The sequence below is a fragment of the Chitinophaga sedimenti genome, from assembly GCF_023156195.1.
Lineage (GTDB): Bacteria > Bacteroidota > Bacteroidia > Chitinophagales > Chitinophagaceae > Chitinophaga > Chitinophaga sedimenti.
The window spans coordinates 5250078-5266074 of record NZ_JAKUKA010000001.1 but is presented as its reverse complement, the minus strand read 5'-3'; the positions used below and the strand labels follow the sequence as shown (position 1 = coordinate 5266074).

The following is a 15997-nucleotide window of genomic DNA, read 5'->3' as shown; positions in this document are numbered from 1 at the left end:
AGCCGGCTAATAAGATTTCGGGGCAGTAGCGATACTGCCCTTTTTTATGACGAAAACCCTGCCCGAAAAACATGGACGAGCTATATATATCATTGCGCATCACAGGGATCAAAAAAGAAGCACACGATACCTTCACCTATCGTTTTGAACGAACGGACGGTGCACTGCTCTCCTATAAAGCCGGGCAATTTCTCACTTTCATTATTCACTTACATGGCCTGGAATTGCGCCGCTCCTATTCCCTGAGCAGCACGCCGGGCATTGATGCCGAACCTGCGGTTACAGTGAAATGGCGTGAGAACGGCGAAGTTTCGCGGCATATCATCCATCACTGGCGCGTAGGCGATGTAGTAACGTCGTTATTGCCGTCGGGGCGGTTTACGTTGCAGACGGATGCGAACAACCAGCGCGATATATTTCTACTGGGTGCAGGCAGCGGCATTGCGCCTTTATATGGCCTATTGCGACAAGCGTTGCGCGATGAACCGGGAAGTAAGATCACGATGATTTACAGCAGCAAAAACGAGCAGCACGCTGCTTTTCATGACGAGTTGCGGGCACTGGCCGCTGAACATGCTGCGCGCTTTACACTGTTATTCTTTTTTAGTGATCCTACCGAAAAAAGTGAATATACCTACCGGCGTATCGGCAATGGCCTGCTGGAAATACTCACCCCTAAACACCTGGCCTATGCGCGCAAAGACGCGCAGTTCTTTATTTGTGGTCCGCTCGAATATATGCGCATGTGCATTTTCACGCTTACGTTCATGGGCTTTTCGGAAGATCAACTGCGTAAAGAAAACTTTACGGTAAACACCCAATTTTTGATACAGAAAGCAGGGATACCGACCGACACATCCCTAAAACAAATAACACTTATCCGGCAGGGGAATGAGATAAAATTCGATGTGGCCGGTAATCAAAACATCCTGCAAACGGCCCTTAACAAAGGAATAACAATGCCTTACAGCTGCAAGGGCGGCGTGTGCGGATCGTGTACTGCAAGGTGTTCCGAAGGCAAGGTATGGATGGCCGCAAACGAAGTGCTGACGGACAATGAAGTAGCGCAGGGCTTCATTCTTACCTGCGTAGCTTATCCCGTTTCCGGCCACGTGAAAATAGAAATGTAAGCTGTAAACGCGGTGGCTTGCGCATTGCGGCCGTTTGATAGTTGGTTTTATTTACATAATTTCAACCGAAAACGTAGAAACGGATGCGCCATTCGGCAGTTAAAGCGGCTTGTTTATTCCTCGTGTGGGGACTGGTGTGGGTGAATATAAACGACCGGTTGCTGTCGCGCGGCATCACTGCGTTTCCTACCATTGCCCCCAATATCTTACACCATCTTTTACTCTCTTTTTTGTGCTGATATCTGCCCTGGCGGTGTACCTGATGGTACGTAATGCCACGCGGACAGCGCGCGCAGAACAGCCCCTTACAAAGATATGTTCTACGGGCACCCACTTCCGATGTGGGTATATGATACCGATACATTAAGATTTCTGGCGGTGAACGATGCGGCTATAGAACGTTACGGCTTCAGCCGCGAAGAGTTCCTGCGCATGACTATTTTGCAGATCAGGAATGAAAATGAGGGGCCTAAGCTGCTCGAAGCGCAGCGAAACAACGTTCTCAGCAAATCGTACCGCGGCATATGGCAGCATCGCAAAAAGACGGGTGAGAATTTTATGGTGGAAATATACTCCGTGCCCTGTCACTATCACCGTAAAATCGGGCGCATGGTCATGGCTATCGATATTGATGCGGAAATAAAATCTACCGTACAGGCGCGCGATTTCGGCACACGTTACGAACTGCTGGCCAAAGTAACACCCGATGCTATTTACTATTGGGATATGCGCACGAACGCCGTTACCTGGAACCATGGGCCCAGCACACTTTTCGGCTACCAGGAGCGCGAAGTGGAGTCCAGCCTGCAATGGTGGGAAGTGCGCATACATCCAGACGATTATGACCGGGTATTAAAGTCGCTGCGCAACGCCATTCGCTTTGGCAACGTACACTGGTCGGAACGTTATCGCTTCCGTTGCTCGAACGGTGAGTATAAACATGTTTACGCGCGTGGCAGCATCATCTACAATAAACAGCAGGAAGGACAGCGCATGGTGGGCGTAGTGCAGGACATCGATAAAGAAGTAAAACAACAGGAACAAATTACCCTGCTGTCGTTAGTGGCCAGTCAGACCACCAATACCGTGTTCATCCCGGATGCCGATGGACGTATCGAATGGGCGAACGACGCCTTTTGCCATCATACCGGTTTTTCCCTGAAAGAAGCTACCGGCAAACACCCGAGCGAATTAATGGCCGGATCGGATACTAGCATGGATGCTCTGAAGCGGATAGGCGATAAAATGACCGCCGGCATCCCTTTCTCCGCGGAGCTGGTACAATACCGTAAAAACGGCGAAAGCTACTGGGCGTATATGACTGTAACGCCGGTGCTGGACGACGATGGCCGGGTCGAAAAATTCATTTCCATTCAAACCGATATCACTGAAAAGAAGCAGTTCGTAACACAGCTGCAGGAGCAAAACAATACCCTGCGCGAAATTGCCTGGATGAATTCGCACGAACTAAGGCGTCCCGTATCTTCCATACTGGCCATTACTTCGCTGATCGATAAAGACAGCAGCGACCAGGCCACTAACCTGCGCCTGATTATCATGCTGCAAAAGTCTGTTACCGAGCTGGATGAAATGATCCACCGGATGCAATCGAAACTGAAACAGCAGGAAGACGACCTGCTTTAACTATCGGTGAGCTTCAAAATGAAAGAAATCCCCTTTTAATTCATCGTATAACTTATGGAAAGTCCCCATTCGTTCATGTAATTCGTCGTGGCCCTCGACCGGGCGGTCGTGATGTTCGATCCACGCATTGTTGAGCCTGCGGTTGGTTTGCTTCAGATCGTGGAACAGCTCATCAGCCACTTCGAGCTGGCGGATAAACAGGTTCTGGAAGTGCTCTACCTGCACCATGCGTTCCCGTGTCATGTCGCGGCGCGAAATACGTTCGAGACGGAGGTCGCGCATTGATTTTACTTCCTGGCGAACATCTTCAACTTCATGTTTCCAGGACAGCAACTGTTCCTGTTCTGCGGTTTGTGTTGGAATTTCCATGATCAATTGATTTTGCGTTTCGGATTATTGAGTGCATGCTCATCATTCACTATGGCTTGTCAATATCGTTTCATGGGCGAGGATGCTAATGGCTGCGGTATCATTATGTTGGGAACGATGGCCATGCTTCTGTTTGCTCTTGTATACCTAAGTTACGACGTTTTCCCTATATGGGACAAGGGCTTTTTGCACAAAAAAGCGAAGGCCCCGCCGTTCGGCAGGGCCTGATTCGCCTGTTTATTGTTTGTTGTAACCTCTAATGTAAAAATGCATTGTACATCCACACCAATTTCTCCTGTTCACGAATGTAGGTAGTGATGAGGTCATTGGTACCATCATCGCCCAATTCGTCGCTTACACTGCTTACCTCTCTTTCCAGCTGAATAAGCGTTTTAAAACCTTCCAGGATGTGCTTTACCGTGGATTCTGCGCCGCTGTCGTTGGTAATTTCCTTGATAGCAGACAGTTCCACGTATTGAGAAAAACTGTGTACAGGAGTAAAGCCCAGGGTCAGGATCCTTTCTGCGATTTCATCGATTTTAACGAGTGCGTCGGTGTACAGTTCTTCAAACTTCACATGAAGGGTAAAAAACTTATCACCTTTAATATTCCAGTGGAAACCACGGGTGTTCTGATAAAATATCTGGTATGCGGCCAGCAGGTTATTCAGTTTATCTGCCAGCTCTTTTGCGGTCTTTTTCTCGAGGCCTATTGTTGCAGTATTTGTTGCCATATGAGTAAGGGTTATATTAATGAGTAAATTGTGTTAACGGAATATCGATAATCAAAAACTTTGCCGCATCCAGTGCTTTGATCGATGCTGCACTAAAGCTGCTGATGCCGATCGCATCACGGCGTTGCAACACTTCCCCTCTACTTCTATCGTACCTTCGAGTACGAATATATACGCGCCGTTATAGGCTTCGTGCGGTGTGTACACCAGCTCTTTTCCTGCATCAAAGTTGCCTATAGAAAACCAGGCATCCTGATGAATCCAGAGGGCATCATCTTCCTTATTGGGAGAGATGATGGTTTGCAGTTGATTATGCTGACCGGCAGGATCAAACGAACGTTGATCGTACCGCGGCGTTACATTGCGCTCGCGCGGGAACAACCATATCTGTAAAAACTCCGCGGCTTCTGTTTTGGAGGCGTTGAATTCAGAATGCACCACCCCTGTACCGGCCGACATGATCTGTACATCGTTCGCATTGATGACACCATGCGTGCCCAGGTTATCCCGGTGTTCCAGCGCGCCTTTCAGCACGATGCTAATGATCTCCATATTATCGTGCGGATGTGCGCCGAAGCCCATACCGCCGGCCACCACATCATCATTAAGCACCCGCAAGGCACCAAAGTGGATGCGGTCTGCATTATAATATTGCGCGAAGCTGAAGGTGTGATAACTCTTTAACCAACCGTGATCGGCACACCCGCGTGAGTCCGCACGGTGAATGATCTTTTGCATATCGTTGTGCTTTAATTACGACACAAATGTCCGCTTAAACACCCCGTTTTACAATGGACGAATTTGCATAAATGGTGTACATTTTTATCCATCCAACTAAAAGCAAAAAGCCCCGGAGTGTTCCGGGGCTTCGTACAATATGTGGTAATACTATACCAGTTCTGCTTCGTAAGTAATGTCCGTATTCAACAGTTTGGAAATAGGACAGTTCTGTTTTGCATCCAGCACCAGTTCATCGAATTTTGCCTTATCGATGCCCGGCACGGTAGCCTTCACGGTGAGGTGAATGTTGGGAATAGCGCCATTTTCAAATGTAACAGCCGCTTTGGTATCGATGTTACCCGGCGTGAAACCCGCGCCGGTAAGATTAAAGCTCAGTTTCATCGTGAAACAACCGGCGTGTGCGGCCGCGATCAGCTCTTCAGGGTTGGTGCCGATGCCGTCTTCGAAGCGGGTGTTGAACGAATACTGGGTATCTTTTAATACGCCGCTGTCGGTAGAGAGTTTGCCTTTGCCTTCTTTACCGGTACCCTGCCAATTGGCAGTAGCAGATCTTTTCATGGAAATATACTTTTTTGGGTGAATAATTTTTAGATGGTTAACGGCCGCAAATGCAGTGCCGTTCTTAAAGATAAATAAAAAGCCGGGCAATGCAAGCATTACCCGGCTACACTTAACTCCTGACAACCGTTCTACACTATTTCTACAAAATCTTCCAGCGGTTTCCGTACTTTCTTCTTATGCTGATAAATATCGTCAGCGGCGCGGAAGCCAACTGCGGCCAATACTACGGTGCGCAGGTTCCTTTCTTTCAGCCCCAGAATTTCATCGTAAGCGGTTGCGTTAAACCCTTCCATGGGACAGGTATCGATTCCTTCTACCGCGCAGGCAGTGAGTAGTGTGCCAAGGGCGATGTACGCCTGTTTGGAGGTCCACACTGCCGCTTTCTCTTGTTCCATTTTTTGAATCTGTCCCTTCATCATCGCCGCAAACCCTTCGAGGGCATCGGTTTCCACGTTACGTGTGCTTGCAGTCAACTTCACATAATCATCTATATGGGTATCGGCCAGTTCGTCCACTCTTGCAAAAATCACCAGGTGCGAAGCATCTGTTATCTGTGACTGGTTATTCGATACCGCCTTCAATTGTTCCCTTATCACCGGATCATTTACCACTATTACTTTATAGGGCTGCAAGCCATAAGAGGAGGCTGAGAGATTGGTTGCTCTGAGTATCCTGTCCAACTGCGCGGCACTCATTTTCTTCACCGGATCAAACTTCTTCGTAGCATAGCGCCACGACAGTTTTTCAAGAATATCCATTACTAAATAATTAAGCTTGTTTAATGAGCTGAACGTTCGCCAGCAATTTCACGTCATCACTTACCACAATACCACCAGCTTCTGTAGTAGCTGTCCATTTCAGGCCAATCTTTACGGCTGATTTTACCGGAGATTTCGAAACCTGCTTTGGTTTGACCCCATGGGTCTACGGTAATACCAGCGTATTCCACATCCAGTTCAACCGGTTTGGTATTGTCGCGGATAGTAAGGTTGCCGGTGAGCTTGTAATGCTCGTTATCTTTTTTAACGATACCTGTTGATTCAAATTTGATCAGCGGGAATTCAGCGGCATTGAAGAAGTCGTCGCTTTTCAGGTGACCGTCGCGTTGTTCGTTTTTAGTGTTGATGCTGTCTACCTTCGCTTCGAAAGAGATCTTAGCATCAGAGAAGTCGTCATTGGCGGCTTCAACAGTAGCGTCATAATCAGTAAAGAAACCGTTCACGTTAGTGATCATCAGGTGTTTTACTTTAAATTCGATTTCGCTGTGTGAAGCATCAATTTTCCAGGTTGCCATTGTTGTTAATTTTAATTTTTTAGTAGATAAGAGTGTGTATGATCAAGTTAATTCAATCGTCCCATGCGGCTCGTTGTAATCCTGTATGGCCTGCGTAATTTCTTCCTGCGTATTCATGAGGAAGGGGCCATACGCGAATACCGGTTCGTTAATTGGTTCGCCGTTAAGCACCAGTAAGGAAACATCGGAAACGGCAGTTATGTTTATTTCTTCGCCTTCGTTGCCGAAACTTACGATCTCTACTTGTTTGGAAAGATGTGTTTCGTTGAATTCCACTTCTCCTTTCAGTACCACGACGCCGGTATTGTAACCTTCGGGCAGTTGCAGGGTGATATTGCGGCCTGCTTTCAGCTGCACATCGTACACATTAATTGGTGTAAACGTGCGGGCGGGACCGTACAACCCTTCGAACTCACCGGCAATTACGCGGAGGTAGCTGCCGTCGTTCCAGGATTTCACCGGGATGTCTTCTCTTAATAAGGTCTGGTATCCCGGTTTAGTCATTTTATGTGCTTTGGGCAAATTCACCCACAATTGTGCCATCTCTATGGTGCCGCCTCGTTTTGAAAACCCGGCTTCATGCTTTTCTTCGTGCACGATACCGGAGGCGGCGGTCATCCATTGTACGTCGCCTTCGCGCAGTTTGCCGTATGCACCGGTAGAGTCGCGGTGCTCCGGGGCTCCCTGATAAACGATGGTCACCGTTTCAAATCCCCGATGAGGGTGCTGGTCAACGCCCCGTGGCTTATCAGTTGGCGGAAAGTATACCGGGGCGGCATAATCGAGCAAAAGAACGGGCTAATGGCTTTCCCGATGCGGTTACCGCTGGGGAAGAGGTTCTGTACGCGGAATCCATCGCCCACCATATTGGGTTTTGATCCTTTGTACACCTGCGTTACTTGTTTGCTGGTTTTCATTGTTGTCTCCTTTTTTGATGTTGACAGCACAAAAATACGTGTTATAACATCTTTCCTGAATGGACTAATTGCTGTAAGTGGTGGACTTTTTATCCTTTTTTACTTAATCATTGATTATCAATGATTTGATTTTGCTAATATGAGGCCTGTTTGTAAGGTATGGGTAGTTTTTGGTGGATTGTCATAGGGATGGGGGATTTGATGGATATATTATGTACACATGGTGCACGCTCTTGAGATCCGAGGTACGCTGAGCCATGTATAAGATCCGAGGTACCCTGGGCCATGTATACATGGTACACCCTCTTGCGTTCAGAGGTGCGTTGGGGCCATGTATACATAGCCCAATAAAAAAGGGCAACCATCGTCGCCCTTTCTTCAATATCAATGGGTAAACACCCCATTTACCCGCGAAGCCTCTTTAAACTCCGATGGCGTCTGGTTCGTATATTTCTTAAAAAATCTGCTGAAATAATGCGGGTCTTCAAACCCAAGGTTATACGCAATCTCCTTCGCTGTTAAATCGGTATTGTATAAATACCGTTGCGCCTCCAGTATAATCCTGTTCCGGATATGCTCACCTGCCGTAATTCCCGACAACTGTTTGCTCACCTCATTCAACAACACTGGTTTGATATGCAGCAGGCCCGCGTAATCCGACACGTTCTTCAGGTCGCGGAACTTTTCTTCGATCAGTGTTTTAAACTGCAGAAACAGCGAACTGTTATGCGATAAATGCGTATCCGGTGCAAAGGTATCTCTCGCGTTCTGCAGGCGTGACGATAGCACCAGGAAATAACGCAGCAGTCCATGAAACGCACTTTCGTAGTCACTTTCCTTATGATGAATCTCCTTCACCATTGCTTTTACCAGCCATTCGAAATCCGCCTGCTGCTCTTCCGGCAAATGCAACACGGAACTGAAATGGCTATTGAAAAACAAACCCGAGTTAATACCTGATGATAACTGCGCCTGATCTTTCAGACACATGAACGCGTCGTGAAAAGCGATCATATAACCATCGGCCTTATCTGAGAATTCCATCTTGTGTACCTGGCCAGGCGCGAGAAAAAACAACGTGTTATCCTGCACCTCGTGGGTAACGGTATCGATGGTATGTTTCAGGTGACCACATTTAATCCAGTAGATGGAATAAAAGTCGTGGCGATGTGGTGTTTCGTTATGTTCAAAAAAGGTATCGCCCAGGTTGCAGATGGTCGATACGATGAAAGGTGTTTCTTCCTGGCCGTAATCCGGCAGGGACACTATTTCGATATGATCGCGTTTATCACTCATCAAATACAACCGGCTCAGCGTCTTCCGGGCGGTCAGCGGGATCTACATATTCAATAATAAAATTGTTGCGGCCCTCTCCCACCATGATCGACAAATACTTTGCCTGCACCAGTTCCAGCATACCGAGGAACAGGAAAATGGCGTGTATGCGGTCTTTACAGTGATCAAATATCTTCTCGAAAGCCATAGTACGCTCACCTGCCGCCAGTTCCATCATATACTCGCGGGAACCTTCCATGGTGTAATCGTATTTATACACCACGTGCTGCGGTTTGTTGTTGCGCTCTTTCACGCGCTGCATTACCTTCTCAAAGGTTTTCGTAAGCTTAAAGAGCGTCAGCGTTTGCACCTCTGTACCTTCACTGGTCATTTCACCGATCAGGTTCAGCTCCTTCGCAATGTTACCGCGTCTGATCTGCAACATTCGCTCCGCCTCTTTCTCCGCCAGTTCAATCGCCGCCTGCTTGTACCGTTTGTATTCCAGGATCTTGTCTACCAGCTCCTGGCGCGGGTCAATCTCATTACCCGCCTCGTCGATCTCTTTGCGCGGCAGCAACATCTTAGCCTTAATGCGCATCAGTGTACTCACGAAAAGTATAAATTCACTCGCCAGCTCAATGTTCAGCGATTCCATTTCATGAATGTAATTCAGGAAGTCGCGGGTAATGCCACTGATGGGGATGTTGTAGATGTCCAGCTCGTCGCGCTCAATAAAGAACAACAACAGGTCAAAGGGGCCTTCGAACTGCGGGAGCTTGATTTTATATATTTCTTGTTCTGCCAAGACCTTGATTATAAGTTAGTTAAAAGCAATAAACCTGCTGTTAAGACCAGCAGGTTTATCAAAAATAACATAATTTTCCCGGAATCAGAAGATGGCCGCAAAGCCGATCCCGATCACCTGTTTTATCTGTAGCCGTGGCCCCATGACACCCGTTTTCGTGTTCTCGAACACCTTCACGTCATCGTCGTAAATCATATCCAAGTTCACCGTTGCCGACAGGTATTTGTTCACCTTCATAGATAACACGTTGGTCCAGAACACGTCTACGTTACCCGGATTCTGTTTATAGTTGGAAAACAGTTCCAGTTTGCTTTTATACACAATGTTTTTCATGATCTCCTTATTCCAGTTGGCGGATAAGTAGGCGCCGAACTCGCTCTTCACATGCCTGCCCGTATCCACGCCATAGGCGCCGCGTGCAGACAGGGAATCTGACAACACCACCACCCAGCGGCCGGTTACCGGCGACAGGAACAATGAGAACTCTTTATTAGGCTTATAATCCAGACCGGGAGAGAGTAAAATATACGCCGGTGAAAAGAACTTAGACACCAGCTGCCGCGACGTGTCCGTATACAGGTAACCGTTGGCAAACTGTGTGCGCAGGTTAAAGAGTGCACTCGCATACCAGTTGCTGCCGATATCATAACCATATTTGGTGGTAAGGTCAATACGGTCATCACTTTTACGCATACCCAGGCTCGTGGTTTTCACATAACCATAGGCCAGGTCCAGCGTGTTATCCCAGGCATTGCGGCCTTTGGCATAATTCGCGAATACAGACAGTGTTGCGCCGGCTGACAGGGAGAATTTATCACCGCCCGCCGCCCAGTTGGTGAGCGAGCCCTGGTTAGCGTTCAAGTTGAAGGTTCCCCCTTTTTTCCATAGATTTTTGGAGGTATCGGCATCATTCCGTTTGATCTTCTTCCAATTTTCTTCGCGGGCTTTCTTTAAGGCATCTTGTGCATATAGCAGGTTCACCGCCAGTAGCAGGGCGGTGAACAGACCTAATTTCTTCATTTCTCGTAATGGTTTATTTAAACATTCTTCTGTTTGATAGCATCGCGGATCTCCATCAACAGTTTTTCTTCTGTAGTAGGACCAGCGGGGGCTGCGGGCGCTGCTTCTTCCTTCTTTTTAAATCGGTTGATGGTTTTGATCACCAGGAATATAGCAAAGGCAATAACAATAAACTCTAAGAAAACCTGGATGAAAATGCCATACTTCACTTCTGCGGTTCCCACTTTTATCATCCATGTCTTAAAATCAAAGCCACCGATCAGGATGCCTACCAATGGCATGATAATGTTTTCAACCAATGCATTTACGATCTTACCAAATGCTGCACCGATCACTACGCCGACAGCCAGATCAATTACATTACCCTTAGTGGCAAACTCTTTGAACTCTTTAAAAAATGACATGTTGTAAGGTTTAAATGGTTACTGGTTCTTCGGAAAGAACACGCGATATTAATATTTTGTTCTCTTTATTGCGATTTTTTTAACCCGGGATAGGCCATTTTCAGCTTTACCAGTGTGTCTCTCACTGTTTTAGCGATCACATATTCTTTGTACCAGTTCTGATCGGCAGGTACAATCGTCCAGGGCACTTCATTGCATTGTTCAAACACATCATCGTATGCCTTGCGGTACTCGTCCCACAGTTTCGCCTCTTCAAAATCGTTCGCATTGTACTTCCACATCTTACGCGGGTCCTGCATGCGTTCTTTTAGCCGCTGTTGCTGCTCTTCAGGCGATATATGCAGGTAGAATTTCAGGATGCGGGTGTCATTATGCGCTTCGAGCATCCGTTCAAAGTCATTGATGGCCGCAAAACGTTTCTTCACTACCGGTTTATCGATCCATTTGTGTACGCGCTGAACCAGCACATCTTCGTAATGCGAGCGATTGAACAGCACGATGTTGCCCTTCCCCGGTGCCACTTTGTGGATGCGCCATAAAAAATCGTGGTTCTTTTCCTCATCTGTAGGCGCCTTGAACGAATATACCTGCACCCCCTGCGGGTTCAGCTTCCCGAATACATTGCGGATCACGCCGTCTTTTCCGCTGGCGTCCATGCCCTGCAACACAACGAGCAATGAATGCTTATGCTCCGCGAACAGCAGGTTCTGGAGTTCGTCCAGCTCCTCCAGTATCTTCTGTGTATCTGCTTTCGTATGATCTTTATCCAGCTTAGCCGGGGCTTTGGTGCTTACTTTAGATAATTTCAGTGGCGGCATGCGGTAAGTTTTATAAAGATAAATGTAATAAAAAAGCGGGACCGACCGGTCCCGCTTTCTAATGAAATCGACCAACTGAGCTTAAATAGCCATGATCTCTTTATCTTTTGCAGCGCAGTGTTTATCCACCAGCAAAATGTATTTGTCGGTAAGCTGCTGCACATCGCCTTCGGCGCCTTTAGCAATATCTTCGCTTAAACCATCTTTCTGCAATTTTTTAATCTGCTCGATAGCGTCGCGGCGGATGTTGCGGATGGCTACTTTGCCATGTTCGCCTTCGCCGTTTACTCTTTTCACGAGCTCCTTCCTCCTTTCTTCTGTCAGTGGGGGCAGGAACAGGCGAATGATCTGTCCGTCGTTTTGCGGGTTCAGACCGATATTGGAAGCAATGATGGCTCTTTCGATGGCCTGTAACATGTTTTTTTCCCAGGGCTGAATGGTCAGCGTTCTGGCATCGGCTATCGCTACGTTAGCTACCTGGTTGATCATTGTTGGCGAACCGTAATAATCTACAGTAATACCGTCCAGGATCTGGGGATTGGCTTTGCCGGCGCGGATTTTCGTCAATTCAACTTCGAGGTGGCCAATGGCCTTTTCCATCGTCTCGCGGGCATCTTCCAGAACTAAGTTAAGATCGTCTTGCATAAGAATAAAAACTTAAAGTGCTTGCAAACCTACATGAATTATTTTAATCATCAAAGGCGTTTGATGATTCATGCAGATTGGTAAGGATGGGTGGGAAAGGCAGGCACTATTTGTTTTCCAGCACGCCGTCAGTAGTAACGCGCAGAATTTTGGCCTTGTTCAGTTGTGGCACCTCAGCGGCAGTATTAGCAGCAGCCGCAGCAGCTTCAGCAGCCAGGCGCACCAATTTTTCGGCATGCCTTTTCTTCAGCGTATACAACATGTAAGTGAGCCCTGTGGCTGCGGCCAGTTCAACCAACAACAGGTTGGTAGTGCCAAGACCCTGCAGCACAAACGCCATTACGATGAAACCGGCGTTAGCCAGTACAGTTGTCATAGTGGTTTGTTTGTGGTTCATGTCCAGCGCCAGCAGGTAGTGATGGATGTGGTTGCGGTCGGCCGAAAAAGGAGAACGGCCGCGCATCATGCGGATAGAGAATACCCGGAGTGTATCGAACAGCGGAACGATCAGCACACCGAAAGCCACGGCAGGAACCGCCTCGATCGGCATCCTGCTGGCCGGGTTACCGCCCACTTCAATAAATTTAACGATGAGGATAGCGTTGATCGTACCGATCAGTAACGACCCCGTATCTCCCATGAATATCTTTGCTGGTGAAATATTATAGATAAGAAAACCTGCGAGGCCTGCCGCCAGTGAAAATCCCATCACTGCATACACCATTTCGCCTACGTGCATGAAATAAGCACCAAGAATAGCGGATACCAGCATACCAATACTGCCGGCCTGACCATCCACCCCGTCGATCAGGTTAAAAGCATTGATAATAACGAGAATCGTGAAATAAGTAAGCAGGGAACTCAACTGCTCCGGCAATTCATGTATGCCAAACAGTCCGAAAGCGTTATTGATCTGTAATTTGCCAAGGTAAACGATCGCGAAAATCGCTGCCATCTGGCCCACAACTTTTTAAACGGAGAAAGACCTACAAGATCATCCTTGAGGCCTACCATGAATATTACGAAAGCAGCCAACATGAAGTACTGTAATGGCGAGCCGCTTTGCGTAGGTATACACGTTGCGATAGCGATGAAGAAGCCTGAGAAAAATCCCACGCCACCCAAAGCCGGAATACGATGTTTGTGCGCTTTCCGCTCGTCAGGTTCATCATACAGATGCTTCAAATCTGCCACCCTTATGAGGATGGGGACTGAAAGATAGGTTATAACAAAACTAAGTACGGTAGCGATAATTACATTCTCCATATCGGGGGTTGTCTTACAAAGATATTAAATTCAGTGAAATGTGTATCAGCAATTTATAAAAATCATGGCCTTTCACCATTTATCCCCCTTTTTTACTCCTTTGCACTACAAATTGCTGCTAAAACTTATTACATTTGCGGCTCATAAAACGCCAATTATCATGCCAGAACTGAAAGATATTGCAACACAGATCAGGAGGGACATTGTGCGAATGGTGCACGCTGTTCAAAGTGGCCACCCTGGCGGCTCTCTGGGCTGTACAGACTTCCTGACGGCCCTGTATTTCAAGGCCATGGATCACAAGCCTGAGAAGTTCAATATGGACGCTACGAATGAAGACGCATTCTTCTTGTCCAATGGACACATCTCTCCCGTATTTTACAGTGCCCTGGCCCGATCTGGCTACTTCCCCATTGAGGAACTGAGCACTTTCCGCAAGATTGACTCCCGCCTCCAGGGTCATCCCACCACACACGAACACCTGCCAGGTATCAGGATCGCTTCCGGCTCCCTGGGACAAGGTATGAGTGTAGCCCTTGGCGTGGCATTGTCTAAGAAACTCAACAAGGATTCACACCTCGTTTACTCCCTGCACGGTGATGGCGAACTGAATGAAGGCCAGATATGGGAAGCAGCGATGTTTGCAGCGCACCATAAAGTAGACAACCTGATTTCTACCATCGACTGGAACGGTCAGCAGATCGACGGTCCGACCGACAAGGTGATGAGCCTCGGCGACCTGGAAGCTAAATTCAAAGCTTTCGGTTGGAACGTACTGCACATGAACGGTAACGACATGGACGATGTGGTAGCGGTGCTGGAAAAGGCGAAAAGCCTCACTGGTAAAGGCCAGCCTATCTGCATTCTCATGAAAACCGCAATGGGTAAGGGCGTTGACTTCATGGAAGGCTCGCACGAATGGCACGGTATTGCTCCCAACGATGAGCAACTCGCTAAAGCGCTGGCACAATTGCCTGAAACAATGGGTGACTACTAATCATATCGCCTTAAGGATATACGAAATGGGCTGTTTGCTGGTGCAGGCAGCCTTTTTTCATACACGCGTACCAAAGCGCGCTCTTAACCAACCTTTTGGTAAAATACCATCAGGGACGTTGAAGAAAGCTGCAATGCTGGAAAACAACCTAAGTAGCCTTTAAGTCAATGGGTTGTGCAGACGCCCGTTTAGACGGCACCCAGCCGGCCAGGAAGCCGATCACCACTACAGTACCCGCCACCAACAGGAAGTCGTCGGGATGCATGTCCACCGGGAACGCATCTATGAGAAATGAATCGCCACCCAGTTTTATAAGCCCGAAATGCTGCTGCAGCAACAGGACAACCAGCGCCAGGCTGATACCGATCAGCGAGCCCATGCCCGCTATAATAAGCCCCTCGCTCAGGAAGATACGCTGAATGCGGCCGTCGGTGCTACCCATGGCTTTGAGAATGGTGATGTCCTTCCGCTTTTCGAGCACCAACATGGACAGGGAGCCCAGCATGTTGAAAGCGGCAACGACTAAAATGAAGCTCAGGAAAACATAGGTGACCCACTTTTCCGTGCGCATGATGTTGTAAAGGGTTTGGTTTTGTTCGAAGCGGGTTAACACTTTAACATTGTCGCCCAGCAGTTCCCGGAGTCGCTTTTGCACAGCACGATCGCCCGATTCCCTCGTGATGGCGACTTCTACGGCAGACATCTCGTCCGGCCGCATATCCAGCAGGCTGCGCATGAAATCGATATGCGTCAGCACATATTTGCTGTCGAAGTCTTGCTGAATGGCAAAGGTGCCTGCCGGGTAAATTACCCCGTTATTCAACGCCTGTTCGGGCGATGAGAGGTCGGCCCCCGCCCCGCGCCGCGGCACGTACACCGATACCGGCACCATGCTCCGCTCTACGTCCACGGCCAATGCAGTTTCAAGGCCAATGCCCATCACCGCCCGGTAACCGTTATCGTCTACCGTTTCGAATTTGCCACGTACCAGTTTGGTTTGCACCGTGGCTACTTTGAGGTAGTTATCGTCTACTCCTTTTACGACCGCGATCGTCTGGTGATCTACGTGACTGATCACGGCCTTTTCCTCGATCACTTCGGTGTAATGCGCCACGCCGGGCGTTTTAGCGATCTGCTGTAATTGCTCCGGCTTCAGCAGCATGGTCTTGCCACTGGCGGGAACGATTTTCACCGAAGGATAAAACGAGGAATAGAGCGACTTCACAAGCCCTTCAAAGCCGTTGAATACGCTTAATACAATGATGAGGGCGGCAGTGCCCACGGCAATAGCACCCACACTTACCCAGGCAATGATATTAATAGCATTGGTAGATTTCCTGGCCCAGAAGTAACGGGATGCGAATTGCCAGATCATGGT

General features: G+C 48.1%; 19 protein-coding genes and 1 pseudogene. 4 read left to right on the top strand and 16 right to left on the bottom strand.

Annotated features, from left to right (window positions below; translation table 11 throughout):
* Positions 1-71 precede the first annotated feature (71 nt).
* The 3 genes and pseudogenes from MKQ70_RS30225 to MKQ70_RS30220 all read left to right on the top strand — a co-directional run bounded on the left by MKQ70_RS30225 (position 72) and on the right by MKQ70_RS30220 (position 2774).
* Entirely contained in the window at positions 72-1130 is a 1059-nt protein-coding gene (locus MKQ70_RS30225) for an iron-sulfur cluster-binding domain-containing protein (RefSeq protein WP_248078122.1), read from the top strand.
* 309 nt (positions 1131-1439) lie between these two features.
* Positions 1440-1763: pseudogene (locus MKQ70_RS40030) on the top strand (PAS domain-containing protein); the annotation flags it as partial.
* Positions 1740-2774, top strand: coding sequence for a PAS domain-containing sensor histidine kinase (locus tag MKQ70_RS30220; protein WP_308199568.1), 1035 nt, complete (start codon positions 1740-1742; stop codon positions 2772-2774). The pseudogene MKQ70_RS40030 and the gene MKQ70_RS30220, both read left to right, overlap by 24 nt.
* Here MKQ70_RS30220 and MKQ70_RS30215 read toward each other — a convergent pair whose 3' ends face one another.
* The 15 genes from MKQ70_RS30215 to MKQ70_RS30145 form a co-directional block, all read right to left on the bottom strand.
* Positions 2775-3143 (bottom strand): hypothetical protein, encoded by a 369-nt coding sequence (locus tag MKQ70_RS30215; protein ID WP_248078118.1) that lies wholly within the window; start codon positions 3141-3143, stop codon positions 2775-2777.
* Positions 3144-3399: 256 nt separating this feature from the next.
* Positions 3400-3876, bottom strand: coding sequence for a Dps family protein (locus tag MKQ70_RS30210; RefSeq protein ID WP_248078116.1), 477 nt, complete (start codon positions 3874-3876; stop codon positions 3400-3402).
* A gap of 51 nt (positions 3877-3927) precedes the next feature.
* Positions 3928-4614, bottom strand: coding sequence for a pirin family protein (locus tag MKQ70_RS30205; RefSeq protein WP_248078108.1), 687 nt, complete (start codon positions 4612-4614; stop codon positions 3928-3930).
* Positions 4615-4764: 150 nt separating this feature from the next.
* Positions 4765-5175 carry an OsmC family protein gene (locus MKQ70_RS30200; RefSeq protein ID WP_282456871.1) on the bottom strand — a complete coding sequence of 137 codons (411 nt, stop codon included), beginning with the start codon at positions 5173-5175 and terminating at the stop codon, positions 4765-4767.
* 131 nt (positions 5176-5306) lie between these two features.
* A complete protein-coding gene (locus MKQ70_RS30195; protein ID WP_248078106.1) occupies positions 5307-5936 on the bottom strand; it encodes an NAD(P)H-dependent oxidoreductase in 630 nt (209 codons plus the stop codon).
* Positions 5937-5992: 56 nt separating this feature from the next.
* Positions 5993-6472, bottom strand: a complete 480-nt coding sequence (locus tag MKQ70_RS30190; RefSeq protein ID WP_308199256.1) for a YceI family protein — start codon at positions 6470-6472, stop codon at positions 5993-5995.
* 42 nt (positions 6473-6514) lie between these two features.
* Positions 6515-7261, bottom strand: a complete 747-nt coding sequence (locus tag MKQ70_RS30185) for a pirin family protein (RefSeq protein WP_248078104.1) — start codon at positions 7259-7261, stop codon at positions 6515-6517.
* Positions 7171-7389, bottom strand: coding sequence for a hypothetical protein (locus MKQ70_RS30180; protein ID WP_248081895.1), 219 nt, complete (start codon positions 7387-7389; stop codon positions 7171-7173). The genes MKQ70_RS30185 and MKQ70_RS30180 overlap by 91 nt, the downstream gene beginning before the upstream one ends.
* 384 nt (positions 7390-7773) lie before the next feature.
* On the bottom strand, positions 7774-8685 hold the full coding sequence (locus tag MKQ70_RS30175; RefSeq protein ID WP_248078102.1) for a helix-turn-helix domain-containing protein: 912 nt from the start codon (positions 8683-8685) through the stop codon (positions 7774-7776).
* On the bottom strand, positions 8678-9469 hold the full coding sequence (locus MKQ70_RS30170) for a segregation and condensation protein A (protein WP_248078100.1): 792 nt from the start codon (positions 9467-9469) through the stop codon (positions 8678-8680). Before MKQ70_RS30170 ends, MKQ70_RS30175 begins: the two co-directional genes overlap by 8 nt.
* 84 nt (positions 9470-9553) lie before the next feature.
* Complete coding sequence (locus MKQ70_RS30165; protein ID WP_248078090.1) at positions 9554-10489, bottom strand: DUF3078 domain-containing protein; 936 nt, start codon at positions 10487-10489, stop codon at positions 9554-9556.
* Positions 10490-10506: 17 nt separating this feature from the next.
* Positions 10507-10893 carry a large-conductance mechanosensitive channel protein MscL gene (gene mscL / locus MKQ70_RS30160; protein ID WP_248078088.1) on the bottom strand — a complete coding sequence of 129 codons (387 nt, stop codon included), beginning with the start codon at positions 10891-10893 and terminating at the stop codon, positions 10507-10509.
* Positions 10894-10958: 65 nt separating this feature from the next.
* Complete coding sequence (locus MKQ70_RS30155) at positions 10959-11711, bottom strand: PPK2 family polyphosphate kinase (protein ID WP_248078086.1); 753 nt, start codon at positions 11709-11711, stop codon at positions 10959-10961.
* Between the two features lie 81 nt (positions 11712-11792).
* Positions 11793-12356 (bottom strand): ribosome recycling factor, encoded by a 564-nt coding sequence (gene frr / locus MKQ70_RS30150; RefSeq protein WP_248078084.1) that lies wholly within the window; start codon positions 12354-12356, stop codon positions 11793-11795.
* 106 nt (positions 12357-12462) lie between these two features.
* Complete coding sequence (locus tag MKQ70_RS30145; protein WP_248078081.1) at positions 12463-13311, bottom strand: MraY family glycosyltransferase; 849 nt, start codon at positions 13309-13311, stop codon at positions 12463-12465.
* Between the two features lie 471 nt (positions 13312-13782).
* Between MKQ70_RS30145 and MKQ70_RS30140 the strand changes: the two genes are divergently transcribed.
* The gene (locus MKQ70_RS30140) at positions 13783-14619 is read left to right on the top strand and encodes a transketolase (protein WP_248078079.1); all 837 of its coding nucleotides are present in this window, start codon (positions 13783-13785) and stop codon (positions 14617-14619) included.
* Positions 14620-14767: 148 nt separating this feature from the next.
* Here MKQ70_RS30140 and MKQ70_RS30135 read toward each other — a convergent pair whose 3' ends face one another.
* Positions 14768-15994, bottom strand: coding sequence for an FtsX-like permease family protein (locus MKQ70_RS30135; RefSeq protein ID WP_248078077.1), 1227 nt, complete (start codon positions 15992-15994; stop codon positions 14768-14770).
* Positions 15995-15997 lie beyond the last annotated feature (3 nt).